The sequence below is a fragment of the Streptomyces sp. NPDC006733 genome, from assembly GCF_040636125.1.
GTDB lineage: Bacteria > Actinomycetota > Actinomycetes > Streptomycetales > Streptomycetaceae > Actinacidiphila.
Window position 1 is genome coordinate 1 of sequence record NZ_JBEYJD010000086.1, and the last position, 21,819, is coordinate 21,819.

The 21,819-nt window shown below is 73.6% G+C and carries 15 protein-coding genes; 6 read left to right on the forward strand and 9 right to left on the reverse strand.

Annotation, left to right across the window (positions count from 1 at the left end; translation table 11 throughout):
- Nucleotides 1-186: 186 nt before the first annotated feature.
- Both ABZ721_RS39305 and ABZ721_RS39310 read right to left on the reverse strand, forming a co-directional pair.
- Complete coding sequence (locus tag ABZ721_RS39305; protein ID WP_358793634.1) at nt 187-360, reverse strand: CsbD family protein; 174 nt, start codon at nt 358-360, stop codon at nt 187-189.
- 111 nt (nt 361-471) lie between these two features.
- Nucleotides 472-1,158: an HAD family hydrolase gene (locus ABZ721_RS39310; protein ID WP_358793635.1), complete on the reverse strand. Its 687-nt coding sequence runs from the start codon at nt 1,156-1,158 to the stop codon at nt 472-474.
- Nucleotides 1,159-1,421: 263 nt separating this feature from the next.
- Between ABZ721_RS39310 and ABZ721_RS39315 the strand changes: the two genes are divergently transcribed.
- Nucleotides 1,422-3,491, forward strand: coding sequence for a SpoIIE family protein phosphatase (locus tag ABZ721_RS39315; RefSeq protein WP_358793636.1), 2,070 nt, complete (start codon nt 1,422-1,424; stop codon nt 3,489-3,491).
- A 306-nt stretch (nt 3,492-3,797) separates the two neighbouring features.
- On the opposite strand, the gene ABZ721_RS39320 is transcribed toward ABZ721_RS39315, so the two are convergent.
- The 4 genes from ABZ721_RS39320 to ABZ721_RS39335 all read right to left on the reverse strand — a co-directional run bounded on the left by ABZ721_RS39320 (nt 3,798) and on the right by ABZ721_RS39335 (nt 7,082).
- The gene (locus ABZ721_RS39320; RefSeq protein ID WP_358793637.1) at nt 3,798-4,052 is read right to left on the reverse strand and encodes a DUF5133 domain-containing protein; all 255 of its coding nucleotides are present in this window, start codon (nt 4,050-4,052) and stop codon (nt 3,798-3,800) included.
- Nucleotides 4,053-4,154: 102 nt separating this feature from the next.
- Nucleotides 4,155-5,687, reverse strand: coding sequence for a carboxylesterase family protein (locus tag ABZ721_RS39325; protein WP_358793638.1), 1,533 nt, complete (start codon nt 5,685-5,687; stop codon nt 4,155-4,157).
- A gap of 184 nt (nt 5,688-5,871) precedes the next feature.
- The gene (locus ABZ721_RS39330) at nt 5,872-6,534 is read right to left on the reverse strand and encodes a GNAT family N-acetyltransferase (RefSeq protein WP_358793639.1); all 663 of its coding nucleotides are present in this window, start codon (nt 6,532-6,534) and stop codon (nt 5,872-5,874) included.
- The gene (locus ABZ721_RS39335) at nt 6,531-7,082 is read right to left on the reverse strand and encodes a DUF664 domain-containing protein (protein WP_358793640.1); all 552 of its coding nucleotides are present in this window, start codon (nt 7,080-7,082) and stop codon (nt 6,531-6,533) included. The genes ABZ721_RS39330 and ABZ721_RS39335 overlap by 4 nt, the downstream gene beginning before the upstream one ends.
- A 56-nt stretch (nt 7,083-7,138) precedes the next feature.
- On the opposite strand from ABZ721_RS39335, the gene ABZ721_RS39340 reads away from it, so the two are divergent.
- Nucleotides 7,139-8,116, forward strand: coding sequence for a WYL domain-containing protein (locus ABZ721_RS39340; RefSeq protein ID WP_358793641.1), 978 nt, complete (start codon nt 7,139-7,141; stop codon nt 8,114-8,116).
- An 18-nt stretch (nt 8,117-8,134) separates the two neighbouring features.
- Here ABZ721_RS39340 and ABZ721_RS39345 read toward each other — a convergent pair whose 3' ends face one another.
- Both ABZ721_RS39345 and ABZ721_RS39350 read right to left on the reverse strand, forming a co-directional pair.
- A complete protein-coding gene (locus ABZ721_RS39345; RefSeq protein WP_358793648.1) occupies nt 8,135-9,487 on the reverse strand; it encodes a M1 family metallopeptidase in 1,353 nt (450 codons plus the stop codon).
- A gap of 207 nt (nt 9,488-9,694) precedes the next feature.
- Nucleotides 9,695-10,312, reverse strand: coding sequence for an isochorismatase family protein (locus ABZ721_RS39350; RefSeq protein ID WP_358793642.1), 618 nt, complete (start codon nt 10,310-10,312; stop codon nt 9,695-9,697).
- A 160-nt stretch (nt 10,313-10,472) separates the two neighbouring features.
- Between ABZ721_RS39350 and ABZ721_RS39355 the strand changes: the two genes are divergently transcribed.
- Nucleotides 10,473-11,141 carry a TetR/AcrR family transcriptional regulator gene (locus ABZ721_RS39355; RefSeq protein ID WP_358793643.1) on the forward strand — a complete coding sequence of 223 codons (669 nt, stop codon included), beginning with the start codon at nt 10,473-10,475 and terminating at the stop codon, nt 11,139-11,141.
- Nucleotides 11,142-11,419: 278 nt separating this feature from the next.
- On the forward strand, nt 11,420-15,154 hold the full coding sequence (locus ABZ721_RS39360; RefSeq protein WP_358793644.1) for a family 78 glycoside hydrolase catalytic domain: 3,735 nt from the start codon (nt 11,420-11,422) through the stop codon (nt 15,152-15,154).
- A gap of 61 nt (nt 15,155-15,215) precedes the next feature.
- Here the strand turns inward: ABZ721_RS39360 and ABZ721_RS39365 are convergent, their stop codons facing one another.
- Complete coding sequence (locus ABZ721_RS39365; protein WP_358793645.1) at nt 15,216-15,893, reverse strand: alpha/beta fold hydrolase; 678 nt, start codon at nt 15,891-15,893, stop codon at nt 15,216-15,218.
- A 196-nt stretch (nt 15,894-16,089) separates the two neighbouring features.
- On the opposite strand from ABZ721_RS39365, the gene ABZ721_RS39370 reads away from it, so the two are divergent.
- Both ABZ721_RS39370 and ABZ721_RS39375 read left to right on the forward strand, forming a co-directional pair.
- Nucleotides 16,090-18,918: a LuxR C-terminal-related transcriptional regulator gene (locus ABZ721_RS39370; protein WP_358793646.1), complete on the forward strand. Its 2,829-nt coding sequence runs from the start codon at nt 16,090-16,092 to the stop codon at nt 18,916-18,918.
- A 277-nt stretch (nt 18,919-19,195) separates the two neighbouring features.
- Nucleotides 19,196-21,712, forward strand: a complete 2,517-nt coding sequence (locus ABZ721_RS39375; protein ID WP_358793647.1) for a collagenase — start codon at nt 19,196-19,198, stop codon at nt 21,710-21,712.
- Nucleotides 21,713-21,819: the final 107 nt, after the last annotated feature.

Below are 21,819 nucleotides of genomic sequence, written 5' to 3' on the forward strand. Positions count from 1 at the left end.
AAAGCATTGGCCCTGGGTCAGGGTTATGCGGCGCTCGCGCGTTCCGCGCGGCGCGCCGTCAGATAGGCGTCCCGGAGTTGGGCGAGTTCCTTGAGCGGACCTGCGGACGTCCGGGCCCGCCGACGTCCGGACATGCGAAGGCCGCAGCCACGCATGGCTGCGGCCCGGAGTCGCGGGACGGACGGATCAGTCCTTGAACGCGTCCTTGATGTGCTCTCCGGCCTGCTTCACATCGCCCTTGGCCTGGTCGGTCTTGCCCTCGGCTTCGAGGCGCTCGTTGCCGACGGCCTTGCCGGCAGCTTCCTTGACCTTGCCCTTGGCCTTGTCCGCAGTGTTCTCGGCCTTGTCTTCGGTACCCATGAGGTCTCCTCCACGATCGGTACGGGGTGGTGCACCCGCCGCCTACCCCGGTGCGACACGTCCATACCAGGCAATTGAGGACGCATACGGCAGTTTGCCGGCCGGCGGGGCTCAGCGCCGCCGCGGGTCACTCAGAGGGCTGTCGGCCAGTCGGGCCAGCAGGTCGGCCGGGCCCTCGTAGACCTGCTCGGCTCCCGCGTCCAGCAGCTCCTGGCGGGAGACTCCCCCGGACAGCACCCCGAGGCAGCGGACCCCGGCCCGCCCCGCGGCCTGCGCGTCCCAGACCGCGTCGCCCACGAACACCGCCCGCTCGGGCGCCACGCCGGCGCGCTCCAGCGCCACCTGCACGAGGTCGGGCGACGGCTTGCTGGCGTCCACGTCGTCGGCCTTGGTACTCGCGTCGATCGCGTCGTCCGCGCCCAGGGCCTCCTTCATCACCTGGAACTCCTCGCCCGACGCGGAGCTGGCGAGGACCACGGTCCACCCCCGGTCGGCGCAGGCGCGCAGCAGGTCGGCCGCGCCCTCCAGCGGGGGCAGGCGCGACCAGTACTGGGCGTAGAGCGCGGTGTGGGCCGCGCTCAGCTCCTCGTCCTCGTCGCGGTCCCGGTCCTCGCCGAGCAGGCGGTCGAGCAGGTGGTCGGAGCCCATGCCGATCGTGCGGTGGATCGACGCCATGGGCACCTGGTGCCCCTTCTGCCGGAACGCCTCCCACCACGCCACGGTGTGCAGATAGACCGTGTCCATCAGCGTGCCGTCCACATCGAACAGCACGGCGCCGCCGGCCTGCTCCGGATCCACGAGTACCTCCGTTGTGCGCGTCTGGACGACTTCCCTGCTGACGTCCTACGGCGTGTACCCGGGCCCGGAACAGCCACGCGCGGCACGGGCGCCGCGCCACCCGGACAGGGCAACCCCGACAGGGCAACCGGCGGCGGGCGGCAGGCGGCGGGCACGGAACTGCGGACCTCCGCCCGGCGACGTCGTGACCAAGGTCCCGCGCCCCGGCGGGCCCGGCGGGGAACGCTGGAAGTGCCGCCGTCCCCTGCCGAGTGGAATAGCCGATGACGATCGCGATCGAGTTCCCGAACGACATCCGGGACGAGGACGCCCCGGGGTCCGGCACCGCGTGGCTGACGGTCTCCGTCCCGCACTCCGGCACCGAGCCGGGCGGCGGCCGGATCGTGCGCGCGAGCCCGCGCGCCTGCCGGCTGCTGGAACAGGACGCCGACGCGATCACCCGGCGCCCCTTCACCGCACTGGTCACCGACAGCAGCCGGCACATCGCCCGGTCCCTGCTGATGGCGGGAGGCCGGGCCGGCGGGACCGGCGGCGGGGACGGGCCGTCGCAGCAGCCGGTGGAGTTCGAGGTGGCCGACGGCAGCGTCATCTGCATGGTGTCCGCCACCCGCGTGGGCACGGCGTACCTCGAGGGGCGCGGCGAGGACGACGAGGCCGACGTGCTGCTCATACGCCTGGAGGAGGGGCGCCGCTGGGACAACTGGGAGACCCTGCGGATCGGGGCGGTGCTCTCCGGTGAGTCGCTGTGGATGTACGACGAGGACCGCGACCGCATCAGCTGGCTCGACGGCGAGCAGGTCCACCACCGGATCGGCCCGGGACAGAGCCTGAACCTGGAGGGGTTCTTCGCCACCCTGCACGAGGAGGACCGCGAGCGGGTGGCCGAGGTCTTCCACGAACTGCGGCGCGGCGAACGCGACCGGGTCGACGTCGACTACCGGGTCACCGGGGGGCAGGACCACCACCGCTGGCTGCGCACCCGTGCGCGCATGGTCCGGTTCGGTTTCGGCGGTCCCCGGCGGGTCGTCGGCACCACCGCCGACACCACGGCGAGCGTCGAGCGGCACCGCGCGCTGAGCGAGGCCTACGCCTCCGAGCTGCGGCGCGGTGACCTGGTCGCGGAGCTGTCGGCCTCCTTCATCGCGGCATCGACCGAGGCGGAGTTGACGGACGCGATCCTGCACCGCCTCGCACCGGCCTTCGGCGGGACCGGCACCCTGCTCGCGGTCGTCGACGACGACCGGCTGCGCGTCACGTTCGGGGACGGCATCGACCCCGCGCTCGCCCACTCCCTGAACGGGCTGCCCCTGGACGCGCCCAAGCCCCTCACCGAGGCGATCCGCACCGGACGTCCGCAGTTCATCGCCAGCCGGGACGACTACCGCGCGACCTGGCCCAAGGCCCACAGCCTCCTGCACGCCACCGGCGCCGAGTCCTTCGTGATGGTCCCGTTCCTCGCCGGCGCCGGCCGCCCGCTCGGCGGCTGGGTGATCACCTACAACCGGCCGCGCCGGCTCACCCCCCAGGAGCGGACGCTGCTGGGCGCGCTGGCGAACCTGGCCGGCCAGGCCTGGGAGCGCATCCGCCTGCACAGCGCCCGCGTCGAGCTGGCCAACGCCGTCCAGCGGAGCATGCTCCCGCAGCGGCTTCCGGCCCTGGAGGGGCTGGAGATCGCGGCACGCTACGTGCCCGCCAGGACCGGCCTCGACGTCGGCGGCGACTGGTACGACGTCATCGACCTCCCCGACGGCGCGGCGGCCTGCATCATCGGCGACGTCCAGGGCCACAACGTCACCGCGGCGGCCCTGATGGGCCAGGTGCGCACGGCCATGCGCGCGTACGTCTGGCAGGATCCCGAACCCGACCAGGTCCTGGCCCGCACCAACGAGCTGATGCTGCGGATGGGCGTCAGGACCTTCGCCACCTGCCTCTACGTCCTGGTGACCCCGGACGGCGTGCTGCGCACCGCGCGGGCGGGCCATGTCCCCCTGGTGCAGGCCGACGCGGACGGCACCACGGCGGTCCGCGAGGCGCCCGGCGGCCTGCCGCTGGGCATCATGCCCGGGGCGGCGTACCCGATCGTCGAGTACGCCCTTCCCGAGGGCGGTATGTTCGCCCTGGTCACCGATGGTGTGGTGGAAGGTCCGCGGCTCAGCGTCGACGAGGGTCTGGCCCGGCTGGGCGGCACGCTGCGCGAGCGGGTGGGCGCGCCACTGGACGAACTCGCCGACCGGGCCATGGAGCCGGCCCGCGCGACCGGCCACGACGACGACGCAGCACTGCTGCTCGTACGGCGTAGCGGCGCACACCGAGGGGCCCCGGGCGACGCATGACCGCCTCGCGGCAGGGCATGCACCGGTCAGGAGGCTGATCACCATGGATCCGCTGCTGACGCCCGTGATGCCGTGACCCGCAGTCGGGCCGAGACCCGGGTCAGGCGCCGCGCGCCGACCTGCCCCTGGCGGACTTCCGCTTCTCGCAGGACGAGAACGACGACGCGGTCCAGGAGGTCGCGGACGGCTCCAGCGTCACGTCCGACCGGGTGCCCACGCTGATGGACTACCTGTACGTGTCCGTGACCGACTCGACCGCGTTCAGCCCGACCGACACCATGCCGCCGTCGACCCGCGCGGGGGCGCTCAGGCGGCGACGGTACGCCGTCCGGCGGAGCGCCGGCGGACGGCGGTGCCGTACAGGCCGCCGTCCAGCTGCTCCCGGGCGGCCGTCAGGGCCGCGTCCACGTCCTGACGGTCCGTCGACACGCAGAGCGTGAACGCCGCGTCCTGCAGCTGCCGGTGGATCCGCGGACCCACATCCTGGGTGCGGGCGAGGGCCGCGAGGCCTTCGTACTCCTCGACCAGTTGCCTCAGCACCAGGGGATGGGCCATCAGCATCGTTGTTCCTCCTCGCACGGCATGGACGTCGGTGATCGGCTGCCCCGTTGCGGCGTGCGCATGCCTCCGATCCCAGGACGCCTCCTGATGTACCCCGTCGCGTCACCCGCCGATGAGCGGCAGCGCCGGGAAGGTGTGGTCCTGCCAGATCAGCCGGGAGGTCTCCTCCGGGTAGGCGGTGACGAGCGGCCGGGTGTCGAAGAGCCGCACGAGGCGCTGCCCGGCGTCGTACGCGGGCCAGCCGGGATCGCCGCAGGTGGCGAACGCGGTCCATGCGGTGCGCATCCGGGCGGACAGCTCCCGCGCCTCCGCGGACGGGTCCTCGCCGAACAGCAGGGCGGGCTGCCCGCGGTCCAGGTTGCCGAAGACGAGCGGTACGTCGAGGCCGTGGCAGGCGCCGAGCGCGCCACCCATGCCCGGGGCGGGCCACGTCAGTTCACAGACGTGCGCCGACCCGCCGCCGGCGATCTGGGCCCGGGCGAGGTGGAGGCTCGGCATGCGGAACAGCCAGTCGGAGTGGACCAGTTCGTACAGCTCGTCCGCGCCGGCCGCCGGAAAGCCCTCGCGGTAGCGGCGGGCGCCGTCCGGGCCGGGGGCGAAGACGTCCAGGGCGCTCGCCGCCTGCTCCGGCGTCACCCGGCCCAGCAGCCCCTGGAGCGCGGTGAGCAGCCGCTGTTCGTCGCGGGTGTGGCCGACGAGGAGTCCGATGCCGCGCCCGGCACCGCCGGCGAGCGCCTGCCACGGCGTCACCGGCAGCGTGTCGGCGTCGAGGACGGGTGAGAACGGGATCGACCGGTGCGCCGCCTGCCCCCAGCGCTCGGCCCACCGGCCCATCGTGTCGCCGACCGCGTCACCTGCGGCGGACAGCCGGGCCGGTGCCACGGCCGCCAGGTCGGCCGCCGTCGGCCGCAGCCCCAGCTCCGCGGCGCAGGCGGCGGCGATGTCGGCGGCGAGCTCCGGCGAGAAGAACGTACCCGGCACGCTCTGCGCGACGGCCCGCGTGAACAGCCCGGCCGCTCGCTCCATCGCCAGCAGGGCGGCGATGGAGCCGGCGCCCGCCGACTGGCCGAAGACCGTGACACGGTCCGGGTCGCCGCCGAAGGCCCGGATGTTGTCGCGCACCCACTCCAGGGCGGCGACCTGGTCCAGCAGGCCCCGGTTGGCGGGCGCCCCCTCGATCCCGCCGAACCCCTCGAACCCCACCCGGTAGTTGAACGTCACCAGGACGACGCCGCCGTCCCGCACCAGACGGCCCCCGTCGTACTCGGGGAGGCCGGACATGCCGACGACGTACGCGCCGCCCTGGATCCACACCATCACCGGCAGCCCCGCCCCCGGTCCCGGCTCCGGCGTCCAGACGTTGGCCGTCAGCCAGTCGTCGCCCACCTCGTCCCGCACCGACGCGGCCATGCCCAGCGCGCCGCCCTGCGGGGGCGGCGGGCCGAACGCCACCGCCGGCCGCACCCCGTCCCACCCCGCCGCAGGCCGCGGCGCGGCGAACCGCAGCGGGCCGACCGGCGGCTGGGCGAACGGGATGCCGCGGAAGACCGCCGCGCCCTCCTCCCAGCTGCCGCGCAGCACCCCGCAGGGCGTGCGGACTTCGGGCCGGGGCGTTTCGGACGCAACCTCGCGCATCAGCACTCCTCGCTGGCGGATGGAGCGGATCCCCGGGGTTCGGGTCGGCCCGGACTGCGGGGATCCGACCCTGCGGATCCTCCCGCCGCACGCGGACGCCCGCCAGCCATTTACGAACGGCCCCGCTGCGTACCGGAGCGGAGCGAGCGGCGGACCCGTCCGGTCCGGCGCGCGCGTCCCGGCGTCACGCTGTCCCGACCGGCCGCTCCGCTCGGAAGTCGACGCGCATGACGACCCGGCGCAGCGTCGGCGCGCTCACCTCCGCGAAGCCCGCGTCGGCGAAGACGTTGCGGCTGCCCACGTGGAGTTCACCCCAGGTGATCTCGACATCGGGCCGGGTGATCATCGGGTACGCCTCGATCGCGCGCGCCCCGCGCTCACGGGCGAAGCCGATCGTGGCGCGGGCGAGCGGGTAGGTCAGGCCACGGCCGCGAAAGCCCTTGCGGACGATCAGGCACGTCACCGCCCAGACGCCGTCGTCGGCCTTGTCCTCCTGCCGGCCGGTCCACGGCACCCGCATGCGCGCCAGCCGGGGGAAGGCGGTGCGGGGCTCGACCGCGCACCAGCCGGCCGGCTCCCCGTCCAGGTAGGCCACCAGGCCGCTCGTCGATGACGCCCCCGCGTCGTCGCAGCCGGTCTGCTCCCGCAGCCGCTCGGCGCGTTCGGCGAGCGGGAGCGCCGTCCAGTGGTCGCCGAGGATCTTGAAGCGCTGGCACTGGCACTTGGACGCGTAGTCCGCCGTACCGAAGATCGCCCGCAGGTCGTCCCAGGACGCCTCGTCGGCGGGAACGATCCTGACCTGGTCGTCGGCGACCGGCCGGCCCCGGTCGGGCTCCGGCGGCGTCACCGCGGGGCGTCCTCTCCGACCAGCCCGTCGACCGACTCGCGCAGGACGTCGGCGTGCCCGACATGGCGCGCGTACTCCTCGATGAGGTCGACGAGCAGCCGCCGCAGGCTGGGCGAGCCGCCGTCCGGACGGACGACCGCCGCGAGGTGTCCCGGGCCGCCCTCGGCGAGAGCCTGCCGGACGCCGGCGCGTGAGGTGGCCACCGCGTCCTGCCAGAGCGCGAGGAGGTGCTCGGGGGTGTCGGCGGCGGCGGTGCGCCATTCCCAGTCGGGATCGGCGTCCCAGTCGACCGCGCGCCACGGGGCCGCGGGCCGGTTTCCGAGCAGCTTCTGCGACAGGACGTCGTCCTCCACCAGCGCCAGGTGCTTGAGCAGCCCGCCCAGGGTCATCGACGAGGCGCCGACCGTCGCCCGCAGCCCCGCCGCGTCCAGTCCCCCGCACTTCCACTCGAACGTCCGCCGCAGGCGTTCCAGGGAGCCCAGCAGCGTGTCGATCTCAGTACCCGCGAGGGGCGGTTCCCGCAGGACCGCCTCGGTGTTCTCAGCCATGACGGGGAGACTACGGTGGGTTCCGGACGATCCACGACCGGAATGACGGGTGGCCGATGCGGCACGACGAGAGCCCCACCGCCCGGGCGCTGCTGGCCCTCGAACTGATCCAGGACACCCCGGGGATCACGGCGGGCCGGCTGGCCGACCGGCTCGGGGTCTCGGAGCGGGCGGCGCGCCGGTACGTCGGCATCCTGCGGGAGGCGGGCGTCCCGATCGGGTCCACGCGCGGACCGCACGGCGGATACCGCGTGGGGCGCGGGCTGCGGGTGCCGCCGCTGATGTTCACCCGGGGCGAGGCCCTGGGGCTGGTCATGGCCGTGCTGGACGGGCATCGCGACCCGGCCGACCCCGCCGATCCGGTGGGCAGCGCGCTGGGCAAGATCATGCGGGTGCTGCCCGAGCCCGTCGCCAACCCGGCCCGGACCGTGCGGGCGGTCACCGCGCGCAGCCCCGACCCCCAGGCGGCGGCCCCGAGCCCGGAGACCACGGCCGCCCTCGTCCAGGCCTGCGCCGACCAGCGCAGGCTGCGACTGGGCTACCGGCCCGCCCCCGGCCGGGAGCGCGTCATGGACGTCGACCCGTGGGCGGTCGTCGTGCGCCACGGCCGCTGGTACCTGCTGTGCTGGTCGCACACGAAGGACGCGCGGCGGGTGCTGCGCGTGGACCGGATCGGCACCCTCGCCGTGCTCGGCCCCGCGGATCCCCCGCCGGCCGGCCTCGACCCGGCGGAGGCGATCGAGGAGCACCTCGCCGAGGGGTGGAAGTACCAGGTGGAGATCGTCATCGACGCCCCCGCCGAAGCGGTGGCGCGCTGGCTGCCGCGCAATCTGGGACGGCGCGAGCCGATGGGCCCGCTCACCACGCGGCTGATCGCCACCACGGACGAGCCGCAGTGGTACGCCGAACAACTCACCGCGATCAAAGCGCCGTTCCGCGTCGTCCGCCCCCGGGAGCTGGAGGACGCCGTGCGCACACTGGGGCAACGCCTGCTGCGGGCGGTCGGGGACGGCGTGGCGGAGGACGGGAACTGACCTCCGCCACGCGCCCGGTCAGGGGCGGGAGGGCTTGCCCGCCGTGCCGACCCAGGTGTGGAACAACCCGCCGAGGTCCTTGCCGGACTGCCGCTCCGCGAGGTGGACGAACTGCGCGGTCGTACCGTGGCCGTCCCGGTGGTCGGTGGCCCAGGCGCGCAGGATCCGGAAGAACGTCCGGTCGCCGACCGCCCGGCGCAGCTGGTGCAGGGCCATGGCGCCGCGCGAGTACACGGGCGCTTCGAAGAGGTGCTCCCCGCTGCCGGGGTCGCCGGGCGGGAAGGCCCACACCTCGCTGTCCGCCGGCTCGGCGTACAGCTCGTCGAAGGTCTTCTGCGCGCTCGGGCCACCGTGCTGCTCGTCGTAGAGCCATTCGGCGTAGGTGGCGAAGCCCTCGTTGAGCCAGATGTCCTTCCAGGTGGTGAGGGAGACGGAGTCCCCGAACCACTGGTGGGCGCTCTCGTGGACCAGCGTGCCCAGGTCGGGCGCCCGGTCGTACAGCGGGCGGCTCTGGGTCTCCAGCGCGTAGCCGACCTTCGGCGCGTGGTCGACGACGGCCCCGGCGCCGCGGAACGGATAGGGGCCGAAGAGCCCGCTCTCCCACTCCAGAACGGAGGGCAGCTTCCGCAGCACCGGCGCCGCGGCGGCCGCCTCGCGCGGGTCGACGGCGTTGTAGATCCGCAGGCCGCCCGGGGTGGTGTACTGCTCGACCTTGAACGTGCCGACGGTCGCGGTGGCCAGGTACGCGGCCATCGGCTCGGACTGCCGCCAGCGGAACGTGGTCCGTCCGCCGGTGGTCGTCTGCCCGAGGAGGACGCCGTTGGCGACGGCGCTGCGCCCCTGCGGGACGGTGACGGTGAAGTCGTAGCTCGCTTTGTCCAGAGGGTGGTTGTTGGCCGGGAACCACGTCATGGCGCCCTGCGGCTCACCGGCGACGAAGGCCCCGTCGTCGGTGGGGATCCACCCGTCCAGGGAGCCGTCCGGGTCGGTGACCGGCTGGGGTATGCCCGCGTAGGTGACGGTGGCGCGGAACTCGCGGCCCTTCGCGAGGGCGTTGCGGGGGGTGACCACGAGCTCCTGTCCCTCGCGGTGGAAGGACGCGGCGGCCCGGTCGACCGTGATCCCGGTAACCGTCAGCCCGTTCAGATCGAGGTTGAAGCGGTTCAGCCGCTGGGTGGTCCGCGCGGTGATGACCGCCCGCCCGTCGAGATGGCGGGTGCCGGGGTCGTAGCCGAGGGTGAGGTCGTAGTGCTGGACGTCGTACCCACCGTTGCCCGCCAGCGGGAAGTACGGGTCGTTCACCCCGGGCGCTCCCCCGGTACCGGCCGCCGCGGGCGCGGCGGCGGCGGCGAGGAGTGCCGCGACGGCTATGGGAAGGCCCGCCGCGACGAGGCCTCCTCGCCGACCGGGGGCCGGGCGCCTGACGGGCTGCTGCGGGGACGGCGTCACAAGGTCTCCTCTGCGCACGGGGATACGTCACAGGTGTCGCCACCTGTAGGAATCAGTGTTGGGGGAAACCCGCGCGGGCACCAGCGATCAGGGCGGACCGGTGTCCGCCCGGGGGCCGCCCCGGACGGGTCAGCCGGCCGGGCTCGCGGCCGTCAGGTCGTCGACCGTGCGGGCGACCGTGCCGTAGAGGTCGCCGACCGTCGTCAGGCTCGCGACCTGCAGAGCGTGGGACGCTAGCGTGCTCCCGTCCGGTGCCCGCAGCGGGCGGGTCGCGGTGGCCTCGGCGACCACGGTGGGGCGGTAGCCGAGGTGGAACGCGCCCTGTGCGGTGGCCAGGACGCACATGTGCGTCATGAACCCGGCGATGACCAGGTCGCCTCCGGCGCCGAGGGCCCGCAGGGCCTCCTGGAGGTCCGTGCCGTGGAAGGCGTTGGGGAACTGCTTGACGACCACCTTCTCGCCCTCCACCGGAGCGACCTCGTCGCTGATCGAGCCGATCCCGGCCCGTATGTCGTACGGCGTCCCCTCCCCGCCGTCGTTGACCACGTGGACCACCGGCGTGCCGGCGGCGCGGGCGGCCGCGAGCAGGCGGGCGCCGGCGGCCAGGGCGCGCTCGGCGTCGTCGAGCCGCATGACGCCGCTCCGGTAGGTGTTCTGGAAGTCGATCATGATCAGGACCGACGCGTTCAGTCGCGGCAGTGCGCCGGGAAGGCCGATCACATCGCGCAGGGTGGTGGACGCAGTCATGGGATTCCTTCGCTGTCGTGGTGGCCCGGATGCCCGGCCCCCGAGGTGTTTTCAACGCTAACATATTGAGAAAGCGTTGATTACATCCATGCGCTGTGGCCGTTCTCCCGTCACGGATCCGACCCACCCTTGAGCCGTTAGCGCTGATATCATGGGCGCCATGTCGACGGCACGAGAGCGCATCCTGGAAGCCACCGCGGAACTGCTCGCCACCAAGGACGCGCTGGCGATCTCGACCCGGACCATCTGCGACCGCGCCAAGGTCGGCATGCCCGAGATCTACCGCCAGTTCGGGGACAAGGCGGGCCTGCTCACCGCGGTCGCCGACCTCGGGTTCGAGCGCTTCCTGGCCAACAAGCGGCGCAACCCCCTCACCGACGACCCGGTGGCGGACCTGCGGACCGCCTGGGACAGCCATGTCGCCTTCGCGCTCGGCAACCCCCACCTCTACCGGCTGATGTTCACGCCGACAGGGGACGGCAAGCCGCAGGCGATCAAGGAGGCGCAGGCCCTGCTGCTGTCGGCCGTGGAGCGCTGCCGCGATGCCGGGCGGCTGCGCACGAGCCCAGAGTTGGCCGGCCGGTCGATCCTCGCCGCGAACGTCGGCGTGTGCCTGATGGCGCTCTCGTTCCCCGAGCTGTTCGGCGGCCTCGACATCTCGCAGTCGGTGCGCGACGCCGTGATCGGGAAGGTCACCGGCGACGAGCGGGAGGACACACGGATCGGCACCGCGACCGTCCTCGCCCAGGCGCTGATCGGCACCCTCACCGGAACGGCACCCGTGGACGAGGCCGCCGTCGACGGCCTGGCGCGGGCCCTCCGGCCCTGAGCCGCCCCCTCGGACACGGCCCGACTTCCCTGGGCAGGGCCGCGAATTGAAACGATATCGGCGCTGTCCGCCCACCCCGCGGCGCCGCAACACCGCTGCGGGCAGGTGCGGTTGTATCGCGTCCGCTCCCTGAAGAGATCGAGCCACCAACGGTTTCTGCCGCGCGATGACGGGTTCCTTCGCGCCGTGACGGCGGTTGTCGAACCCCTGGACGCCCCGGGGTCGGACGCCGTAGCATCCCGCCGAATGAATCGATTCATTCCTAGGTGGGAGTAGCCATGCCGCTCGACGAGCCGTCCTCCTCCGGGCACGAACGACGCGTGATCCTGAAATGGGGGCTCGGCGGAGCCGCCCTCGCCGCGGCGGGATTCCCCGCCCTCACGGCCACCACCGCGAGCGCCGCACCGACCGGCGCGACCGCGGTGCCCGTCGCCCTGACCGGGGCGCACTGGGTGTGGTTCCCCGAGGGCAGCCCCGCGAGTTCCGCCCCGGCCGGCGACCGGTACTTCCGACGGACGTTCACCGTCCCGGCGGGGGCCGTCACCGAAGCGCAGCTGGTCGTCACCGGCGACGACACCGTGGACGTCTGGCTCAACGGCACGCCCCTGGCCTCCTCCCCGCGGGCGGTCGACTCATGGGGCCAGGCGCTCTACGTCGATCTCCAGTCCGCGCTGGTGACCGGGGCGAACACGCTCGCGGTCGTGGCCCGCAACACCTCCGCGGGACCGGCCGGCCTCATCGGACGGGTGCGCGTGGTGGCCGGCGGCAGCGGCGTCGACCTCGTCACGGACGGCACGTGGAAGGCGTCGCAGAGCGCGGCGGCCGCCTGGGAGCAGGCCGGGTTCAACGACGCGGCCTGGCCCGCGGCCGCCGACCTCGGGGCCTACGGGGCGGCCCCGTGGGGCAGCCGGGTCGCCGCGCCCGACACCGCGGCCCCCTCGCCGCTGGGCGTCGCCTCCGCCACCACCGAACGCCGCAGCGACCCGCTCGGACTCGACGCCGCCCGGCCCCGGTTCGGCTGGAAGCTCACCGGCCCCGGCGGCCAGGCGCAGGGCGCGTACCAGCTCATCGTCGCCTCCACGGCCGCCCTGGCCGACGCCGGCACCGGCGACGTCTGGGACAGCGGCCGCACCCCGAGCGGGCAGTCCGTCGACGTCGTGTACGGCGGCCCGGCGCTCGCCTCGCGCACCCTCTACCACTGGCGGGCGCGGATCTGGGACACCCAGGGGCGCGGCAGCGCGTGGGGCGCGGTCCGGATCTTCGAGACCGGCCTGCTCGCCCCGGCGAGCGAGTGGAAGGGCGCCTTCGTCGGGCAGCCGCAGTCCACCGTGGGGCTGACCGGCGCCACCTGGATCTGGTACCCGGAGGGGGACCCGGCCTCCGGCGTCCCGGCCGCCACCCGCTACTTCCGCAAGACCCTGACCCTCGCCGCCGCACCGGCGTCCGCCACCCTCGTCGTCTCCGGCGACGACACCGCGACCGTATGGGTCAACGGCACCCAGGTCAGCACCGCCACCGCCTGGCAGCAGGCCACCGTCGTCGACGTCACCAGCCGGCTGCACGCCGGGTTCAACACCGTCGCGGTGGCCACGCAGAACACCACCCAGTCCCCCGCGGGCATGATCGCCCAACTGACCGCCACCGGAAGCCCGGTGGTCAACACCGACGCCACGTGGAAGGCCGCGCAGAGCGTGCCGGCCGGCTGGGAGCAGCCGGGCTTCAACGACTCCGCCTGGGTGCAGGCCAAAGCGGTGGCTGTATACGGGGGCGGGCCATGGGGAACGGGCGTGGCGATACCGCAGGCCAAACCGTCCCCGCTGCTGCGCAAGGCGTTCACCGTCGGCAAACCGGTCGCCAGGGCGCGGCTGTTCACCACCGCTCTGGGGCTGCACGAGACCCGGCTCAACGGGGCCAAGGTCGGCAGCGACACGCTCGCCCCGGGCTGGACGGACTATGCCAAGCGCGTGCAGTACAAGGAGTACGACGTGACCGGCCAGATCGTGCAGGGCGCCAACGCCCTCGGCGCGTGGCTGGGCAACGGCTGGTACACCGGGCATGTCGGCTGGCACGGTCCCCAGCTCTACGGGCCGCAGCCCTGGTACTCGGCGCAGCTGCACCTGACGTACACCGACGGCACGACCGCGCTGGTGGCCACGGACAGCAGCTGGAAGCAGACCGGCGGTCCGATCCGCGTCGACGATCTCCAGATGGGCGAGGAGTACGACGCCCGCAACGCCCTCGCGGGCTGGGACGGCGCCGGGTTCGACGACAGCGCCTGGGGCGCGGTGACGGTGCGCCCGGGCGCGCTGCCGAACCTGGTGTCGCAGGTCGACGAGGGCGTGCGCGTGCAGTACGACCGCGTCCCCGTCGCGCTGACGCAGCCGAAGCCCGGTGTGTGGATCTTCGACCTCGGGCAGAACGCCACCGGCTGGGACCGGCTGCGGGTCTCCGGTCCGGCCGGCACCGTCGTGACGCTGCGGCACGGCGAGATCCTCAACGCGGACGGCACGCTCTACACCGACAACCTGCGGGTGGCGGGCCTGGGGACGGACCGCTACACCCTCGCGGGCACCGGGACGGAGACGTACGAGCCGCGGTTCACGCTGCACGGCTACCGCTACGTCGAGGTGACCGGCTTCCCCGGCACCCCGACGCTGTCGTCCCTCACCGGGCGCACCGCCTGGACCTCCGCACCGCAGCTGGGCACCCTGACCACTTCCAGCACCCTGCTCAACCAGGTGCAGCAGGCGATCGTGTGGGGCCAGCGGTCCAACATGCTCGCCGTGCCCACCGACTGCCCGAGCCGCAACGAACGGCTGGGCTGGACCGGCGACATCGCCGCCTTCGTCGAGACGTCGACGTTCAACATCGACATGTCGTCGTTCCTCAACAAGTACGCCGACGACCTGACCGACGCGCAGCACGCCGACGGGTCGTTCACCAACACCGCGCCCGACACGCAGGACGGCTCGGGCGTCGCGGGGTGGGGGGACGCCGGCGTCATCGTCCCCTACATCCTGTGGCAGCGCACCGGGGACCTGCGCGTCGTCGACGAGCACTTCGCCGCGATGGTCCGGTGGGTGGAGTACCTGAAGTCCACGGCCGACGGGAACCTGATCCGCGACCAGGGCGGGTTCGGCGACTGGCTCAACGTCAACGACGACACGGCCCGCAACGTGATCTCCACGGCGTTCTTCGCGTGGGCGGCGCGCCTGGTGTCGCGGATGGCACAGGCCACCGGGCGCAGCGCGGAGGCCGCCACGTACGGCACGCTCGCGGACCGGGTCGCCGCCGCCTTCACCAACTACTTCGTCGCCGCCAACGGGACGGTCTCCGGCAACACCCAGACCGGGTACGTGCTGGCGCTGGCCTTCGGGCTGGTCCCGGAGAACCGGGTGCAGTCCCTGGTCGACCGGCTGGTGAGCAGGATCGGCGCGGCCGGCGGCCACCTGACGGTCGGCTTCCTCGGGGTGAAGGACCTGCTGCCGGTCCTGGCCGACCACGGTCGCGCCGACATCGCATACCAGATCCTGCTCCAGCCCGGCTACCCCGGCTGGGGATACATGATCAGCCGGGGCGCGACCACCATCTGGGAGCGCTGGGACGGGATCAGAACCGACGGCAGCCTGCAGGATGCCGGGATGAACTCGTTCAACCACTACGGGCTCGGCTCGGTCGGCGACTTCCTCTACCGCCAGGTCGGCGGCCTCGGCCCGGCCTCCCCCGGGTACCGGTCGCTGCTGGTCGCACCGCGGCCGGGCGGCGGGCTGACCTCGGCACGGTCCGCGTACGAGACGCCGTACGGACCGGCGGTCAGTGACTGGTCGGTGTCGGGCGGGGTGTTCACCCTCAAGGTCACCGTGCCCGCCGGGACCTCGGCGGCCGTCCGGGTGCCGGCCGGCTCGGCGGCATCGGTGACCGCGCCCGCCCAGGCGGTGCCCTTCGGGTACGCGCAGGGGGCGGCATCCTTCCGGCTGCCCGCCGGGAGCTGGACCTTCACCGCTCCCGCCTGAGCCGTGCCCGTGCCGGTCCCCTCGGGCGGACGGGGACCGGCACGGGCGAGGAGGACGGCGGTCAGGTCGCGAGGAACCTGGCCACGGCGCTCAGGGTGAGCGTGTCGGTGAGGAAGCCGATGTGGGTCTGGCAGACGACGAGGTTGTTCGCGGCGCCGCTCAGAATGGTGCTGGTGTAGGGCAGGATGACGCCGTCGCAGGGCGAGTACCAGGTCGCGTACTTGGTGTCCCCGGGGCTTTCGTCCCCGGCGTTGACGGTTCCCAGGAAGGCCGAGCCCGGGTACATCTCGATGCAGGACACGTTGATCAGACACGCGCCCGCGAAGGTGGTGCCGTGGTTGGCGCCGGCGATCGACGCGAGGTGGCGGACGAACCGCTGACCGCCGAGCTGCTTGACGTACCAGTCGCTGACCAGGCCGCCCATCGAGTGGTTGACGATGTCGACCCGCTGCGCACCGGTCCGTGCCAGCACCTGCTGGACGTAGGTGGCGAGCCCTGCCGCGCTCGTCTTGTTGGACCTGCTCCAGTCGTACTCGTAGGCGAACAGTTCACCGCTCGAGTAGCCGCCTGCCGCGAAGACGGCCCTGGCCGTCGTCCAGTTGCTCGCGCTGCCGGTGTAGCCGTGGACGAAGACGACCGGGGTGTGGGTGGCGGCCGCCGCCGCGGGGGCGGGCTGGGCGGCCAGGGTCAGGCCGATCGCGGTGAGCAGGGCGAGCAGGACAGCGGATATCCGTCGCATGAAGACTCCTTCGTCCCGGAACGCTGCGGTTCCTGGGGGTGCTGGGGGCGCTGAGATCACTCAGGGGGACGTGGGGAGTGTGGGGGGCGGAAAGCGCTGTACGGACCGGTGCAATCACCGGTCGTCTGCGGCGGTTCGGCCCACAGAACGCGCATCCCTATTCCGTTTTTCGCTACCCGCGCGTAACACTGGCGTCATGGATCCTGCGCCGGGCGCGCGCACCACACCGCCGGGCCCGCGTGCACCGCTGCCGGGCCTGCTGCACGGCCGTGAGCGCGAACAGGCGCTGGTCGGCGGCCTGCTGGCCGACGCGCGGGCCGGACGGGGCGGCGCGGTACTGATCGCGGCGGACCCCGGCATGGGACGCTCCGCGCTGCTGGCGGAGAGCGCCCGGATCGCCGACGGTTTTACCGTGCACACGATCGGCGGGACGGCGGCGGAGACCGGGGTGCCGCTGGCCGCGCTGCAGCGCCTGCTGCTGCCGATGCGCGCCGAGATCCGCGGCCTCCCCGCCGCCCAGGCGGGCGTCCTGGAGGAGGTGCTGGCCGGGAACACCCCCGCGGGAGGCGAACTGCGGCTGGGAGTCTGCCTCCTGGCACTGCTGATGTCGGCCGCCCGCAGCGGGCCGCACCTGTGGTGCGTGGACGACGCGCAGTGGCTGGACGCCGCCTCCCTGCGCGCCCTGGGCCTCGTCGCGCGCCGGCTGGACGGCGTCGCCGCCGCGGCGGTGTTCGCGGCGGACGCGGGAGGGCCCGCCGAGGCGGCGCTGGAGGGCGTCACGGTGCTGCGGCTGCGACCGCTGGCGCCCCGGGAGGCCGGGCGGGTGCTGGCCGAGCGCGGCTGCGGCCCGCCCGGCACGAACCCGGCGGACGAGATCGTCGCCCTGGCGCAGGGCAATCCGCTGGCGCTGCTGGAACTGGCCCGCGCGGCGGACCCGTCCGGAGCGGCGCCGCTGCCGGGGGCGGGCGAAGGGGGCAGAGCCCGCCTGCCGTCCGGGCCGCTCGTGCTGCCGGCGGCCGGCCGCCTGCGCGCCCACTACCGGCGGCGCTACGCCGAACTGTCCGCCACGGCGCGGACCGTGGTGGCACTGGTCCTGGTGGGCGGACCGCTGCACCTGGGCGGCGTGCGGGCCGTCGCACCCCGGGCGGAGGGGTTCCAGGAAGCACTGGACGAGGCGCTCGCGGCGCGCCTGGTGGTGTGCGACGACGGCGTGGTGGCCCTGCCGGGTCCCCTCGTGCGGGCCGTGCTGTCCGCGGACGTCCCGCTCGCGGACCAGCGCGCGGCCCACCAGGCCCTGGTGGAGCTGGCCGACCGGTCCGGCCCCGACGGCTGCCCGCTGCGCCGGGCCGTGCACCGCCTCGCCGTCGCCGAGGCCCCGTGGTCCGAACTGGTCACGGACCTGGACACCGCGACGGCCGCGGCCCGCGCCGCCGGTGACCACGCGGGGTCCGCGTCCGTCCTGGAGCAGGGCGCCGACCTGACCGCGCATCCGCAGATCCGGGCCCGCTGGCTGGTCACCGCGGCCGCCGACCGGCTGACGGCCGGCGAGCTCCGGCACTCCCTCGGGCTGCTGCACCGGGTCCCGACCCGCTACGGGCCGCCCACCACCCGGGGGCTGCGCAAACTCGTGCAGGGCGAGATCGAACTGCGCAACGCGGTCCCGGCACGCGCCTGCCGGGACCTCTCCCAGGCCGTCAACCTGCTCTCCCCCGCACGGCACCTCGCCTCGCGCGCCCTGATGCTCGCCGGCGAGGCGAGCTGCCTGGCGGGGGACTTCGCCGCCTACTTCGCCCTCGCCGAACAGGCCCGCCGGCTGCGCCGCACCGACGACCCGCCGGAACTCCGTCTGATCTTCGACCACTTCGCCGGCATGTCCGCCACCTTCCACGGACGGCACGACGAGGCGAGCCACGCCCTGCACCGCGTCCTGCGCCTGGCGGGCACGGTCGCCGGACCCGAGCCGGCGATCTGGGCCAGCCAGGCCGCCTACACGCTCGGCAACACGCAGCGCTCCCACGCGCTGGCGGTCGCGGCCGTCCAGGACGCCGTCGAGACCGGCGCCCACGCGCTGGTGCCCGCGGCCCTCGTCTACCAGGCGCTGTCGGCGCTGATGCTCGACCGGCACGCCGCCGCCGAGACCGCCGCCCTGGAGGGGCTGCGGCTGGCGGAGTCGACGGGCCAGCGCAACCTGGCGGTGGACCACCTGTCGATCCTGGCCCTGCTGGCCGCCCTGCAGGGCGACCGGGCCACCGCGTCGCTCCGGCTGGGGACCACCGCCCACGAGGTCGCGGCGCGCGAGCTCGGGCGGCCCAGCGCCTTCAACTGCTGGGCGTCCGCCTGCCTCGACCTCGTCGAGGACCACCCGGCCGACGCGCTGGCCCGGTTCAGCCACATGTCGGCCGGCGTCGGCCAGATCAACCTGGCGATCCGCGCCATGGCCGCACCGCACTTCGTCGAGGCGGCGATCCGCTGCGGCCACCGGGACGCGGCCGCCCGCGCGCTGCGCTCGTTCGACAGCTGGGCCGCCAGCAGCGCGGGGCCGGGCCGGCGGGCGCTGGCCCACCGGTGCCACGGCCTGCTCGCCGAGAACCCCTCGCTGGCGGAGGAGCACTTCCGTGAGGCGCTGCGGCTGCACCACGACGACCACGCCGCGCTGGAGATGGCCAAGACCCAGCTGTTCTTCGCGAGCCGGCTGCGGCGGGCCCGCAAGCCGCGCGCGGCCCGCGGTCTGCTGCGCGACGCCCTGACGATCTTTCAGCAGTGCCAGGCCCGCCCGTGGGCGGAGCGCGCCACCGCGGAGCTGCGCGCGGCGGGCGACCGGGCCGGGACGTCCGTGCCGCACCACGGACAGGATCTGACGGCCCAGCAGGTCCGCATCTGCGAGCTGGTCGCCGAGGGAGCGACCAACCGCGAGATCGCCGACCGGCTCGTCCTCAGCTCCCGCACCGTCGAGTACCACCTGCGCAATGTCTTCGCCCGGCTGAGCGTGCGGTCGCGCACGGAACTGGCCGCCCTGTTCCGCTGAACCGGACGCCGCACGGCCCCTGATCCCGCCGACCCGGCCCCCGTTCTGCTCCTGCCGCCGTCCTGCTGCCGTCCCGCCGCTGTCCTCCTGGCGTCCTCCTGCCGTTCCCCCGCAGAAAATGCCGGCGGTTCGCGTCGACCCCTTCTCCTGCGATGTGACATGTGCAATGTTATTGCGCGCAGGCTGTGTCCATGCCAAACGGCGCATCTCGGCCCGCGGTTCTCTCCCCCCACGCCGTGCGATGACGCACGGCCTTCACACCGCTGGGAGGCGGCACGTGAACACCCCACCGCTCCGAAGAAGTCTCACCGCACTCCTGATACTCGCCCTCGCCCTGTGCCTGGGCGTCGCCACACTCCTCCGGCCGCCGGCGGCCACGGCGGCGGACGCCGGCCAGGGACCGGCCGCCCGGTCCGCCACGGCGCCGCCGCCACTCGGTTCGCACCCCGACGCGACGGACCGCGCCGACGCGCGGCACCGTCCGATCGACGCCGCCCACCTGCCGCCGAAGCGGCCCGTCACCTCCGCGACCCCGTCGAGGACCGCGCCGAGCGCCGCCGCGGACAGGGCCGCCGCGGTGTCCTGTACCCCGGCCGACTTCGCCAGGACCGGCTCCGCGCTGGTCGCCTTCATCCAGGCCTCCACCACCAGCTGCGTCAACACCCTGTTCGGCCTGACCGGCACCAACGCCTACAACGCCTTCCGCGAGGCGCAGATGGTCACCGTCGCCAACGCCTTCCAGAACTCGGCGCGGAGCTACCCCGGTGACAACTCCGGCAACGTGTGGCAGCTCGTGCTGTTCCTGCGCGCCGGCTACTACGTGCAGTCCTACAACGCCTCCACCGTCGGGCCGTACGGCCCGGCCCTGGCCACCGCCACCGAAGGCGCGCTCGACACGTTCGTGGCCTCCCCGCACTTCCTGGACGTCAGCTCGGCGAACGGCGACGTCCTGGGCGAGGTCATGATCCTCACCGACAGCGCCAACGAGCAGGCCCGGTACCTGGGCACCTACAAGAGGGTGCTGGGCGCCTACAACAGCTCCTTCGACGCCTACTGGAGCATGGACACCGCGGTCAACGACGTCTTCACCCCGATCTTCCGCGGCCACTGGAACCCGGCCTACATCAGCGCCGTCACCGCCGACCCGAGCATCATCGACACGCTCAGCGCGTTCGCGCTCAACCACCGCGACGTGCTGAACGGCACCTGGTTCTGGCTGGACGCCAACGCCGGCACCGAGATGGCCCGCTTCCTCGACACGCCCGCCCTCCGGGCCAAGGTCCGGCCGCTGGCGAAGAGCCTGCTCAACGGGTCCGCGATCACCGGCACCACCGCCCCGCTGTGGGTCGGGGTCGCCGCCATGACCGACACCTACGACCAGGCCCAGTGCTCGTACTACGCGACCTGCGGCTTCGAGGCCCAGCTCACCGCCGCCGCACTGCCCATCACCTACGCGTGCGACGCCGCGCACACCTTCCGCGCCCAGTCCCTGACCCCCGCCGCCCTGTCCGCCGCGTGCACCAGCCTCAAGGGCCAGGACGCGTACTTCCACACCATCGTCAAGGACAGCGGCCCGGTCGCCGACGACAACAACACCAACATCCAGATCGTGACGTTCGCCAGCCCCAAGGACTACCAGGTCTACTCCGGCTGGATCTTCGGCAACAGCACCGACAACGGCGGCATGTACCTGGAGGGCGACCCCGCCGCGCCGGGCAACCAGGCCCGCTTCCTGTCCTACGTCAAGAGCGTCAACGACGGCTTCCCCGGCGACATCTGGAACCTCAACCACGAGTACACGCACTACCTCGACGGACGCTACGACATGTACGGCGACTTCACCGCCGGCCAGGGCGTCCCGGACATCTGGTGGATCGAGGGCTTCGCCGAATACGTCTCCTACAGCTACCGCGGCCTGCCCGACACCGAGGCGATCGCCGACGCCGGCCGCCACACGTACGCGCTGAGCACCCTGTGGCAGAGCACGTACGACAACAGCAGCCTGGACCGCACCTATCCGTGGGGGTACCTGGCCGTCCGCTACATGGTCGAGAAGCACCCCGCCGACGTCCGGGACATCCTGGCCAAGTTCCGCACCGGCGACTACACCGGCGCCTACGCCCTCTACAACACCGGCATCGGCACGCGCTACGACGCCGACTTCAACACCTGGCTCGACGCGTGCGCGGCCGGCGCGTGCGGCGGCGGCACCGGCAGCGGACCGACCGCGGCCTTCGACGCCACCGTCTCCGGCCTGACCGTGAACCTCACCGACCGGTCCACCGACACCGGCAGCACCATCACCGCACGCTCCTGGAACTTCGGCGACGGCACCACCTCCACCGCCACCAACCCCTCCAGGACGTACGCCGCCGCCGGCACGTACACGGTCACCCTGACCGTCACCGACGCCAAGGGCCTGACCTCCACCACCGCCAAGCCCGTCACGGTCAGCGGCGCCCTGCCGCCCTGCACGAGCGCCGACGCCCGTGTCATGGACCGCAACTGCTCCCGCTCCGGACGGTCGGCCACGACCGGCAACCTGGACTACCTCTACCTCTACCTGCCGGCCGGCACCACCACGCTCACCGTCACGACGACCGGCGGCACCGGCAACGCCGACCTGTACTACAACCCCACCACCTGGGCGACCGCCACGGCCTACACAGCGCGCTCGACCGCGGCGGGGAACACCGAGTCCATCACCGTCACCAACACCACCGCCGGGTACCGCTACATCAGCCTGTACGCCCGGACGGCGTTCAGCGGCGTTACCGTCACCACCCGGTACTGACCGGCACCGGAGAAGCCCGCGGGCAGCGGCACCGGCCGCTGCCCGCGGTGCGCCGCGGCGCACGCTCCCCCGTCATCGGCCGCGCCGACCCTCCGGTCCGGTGGGTC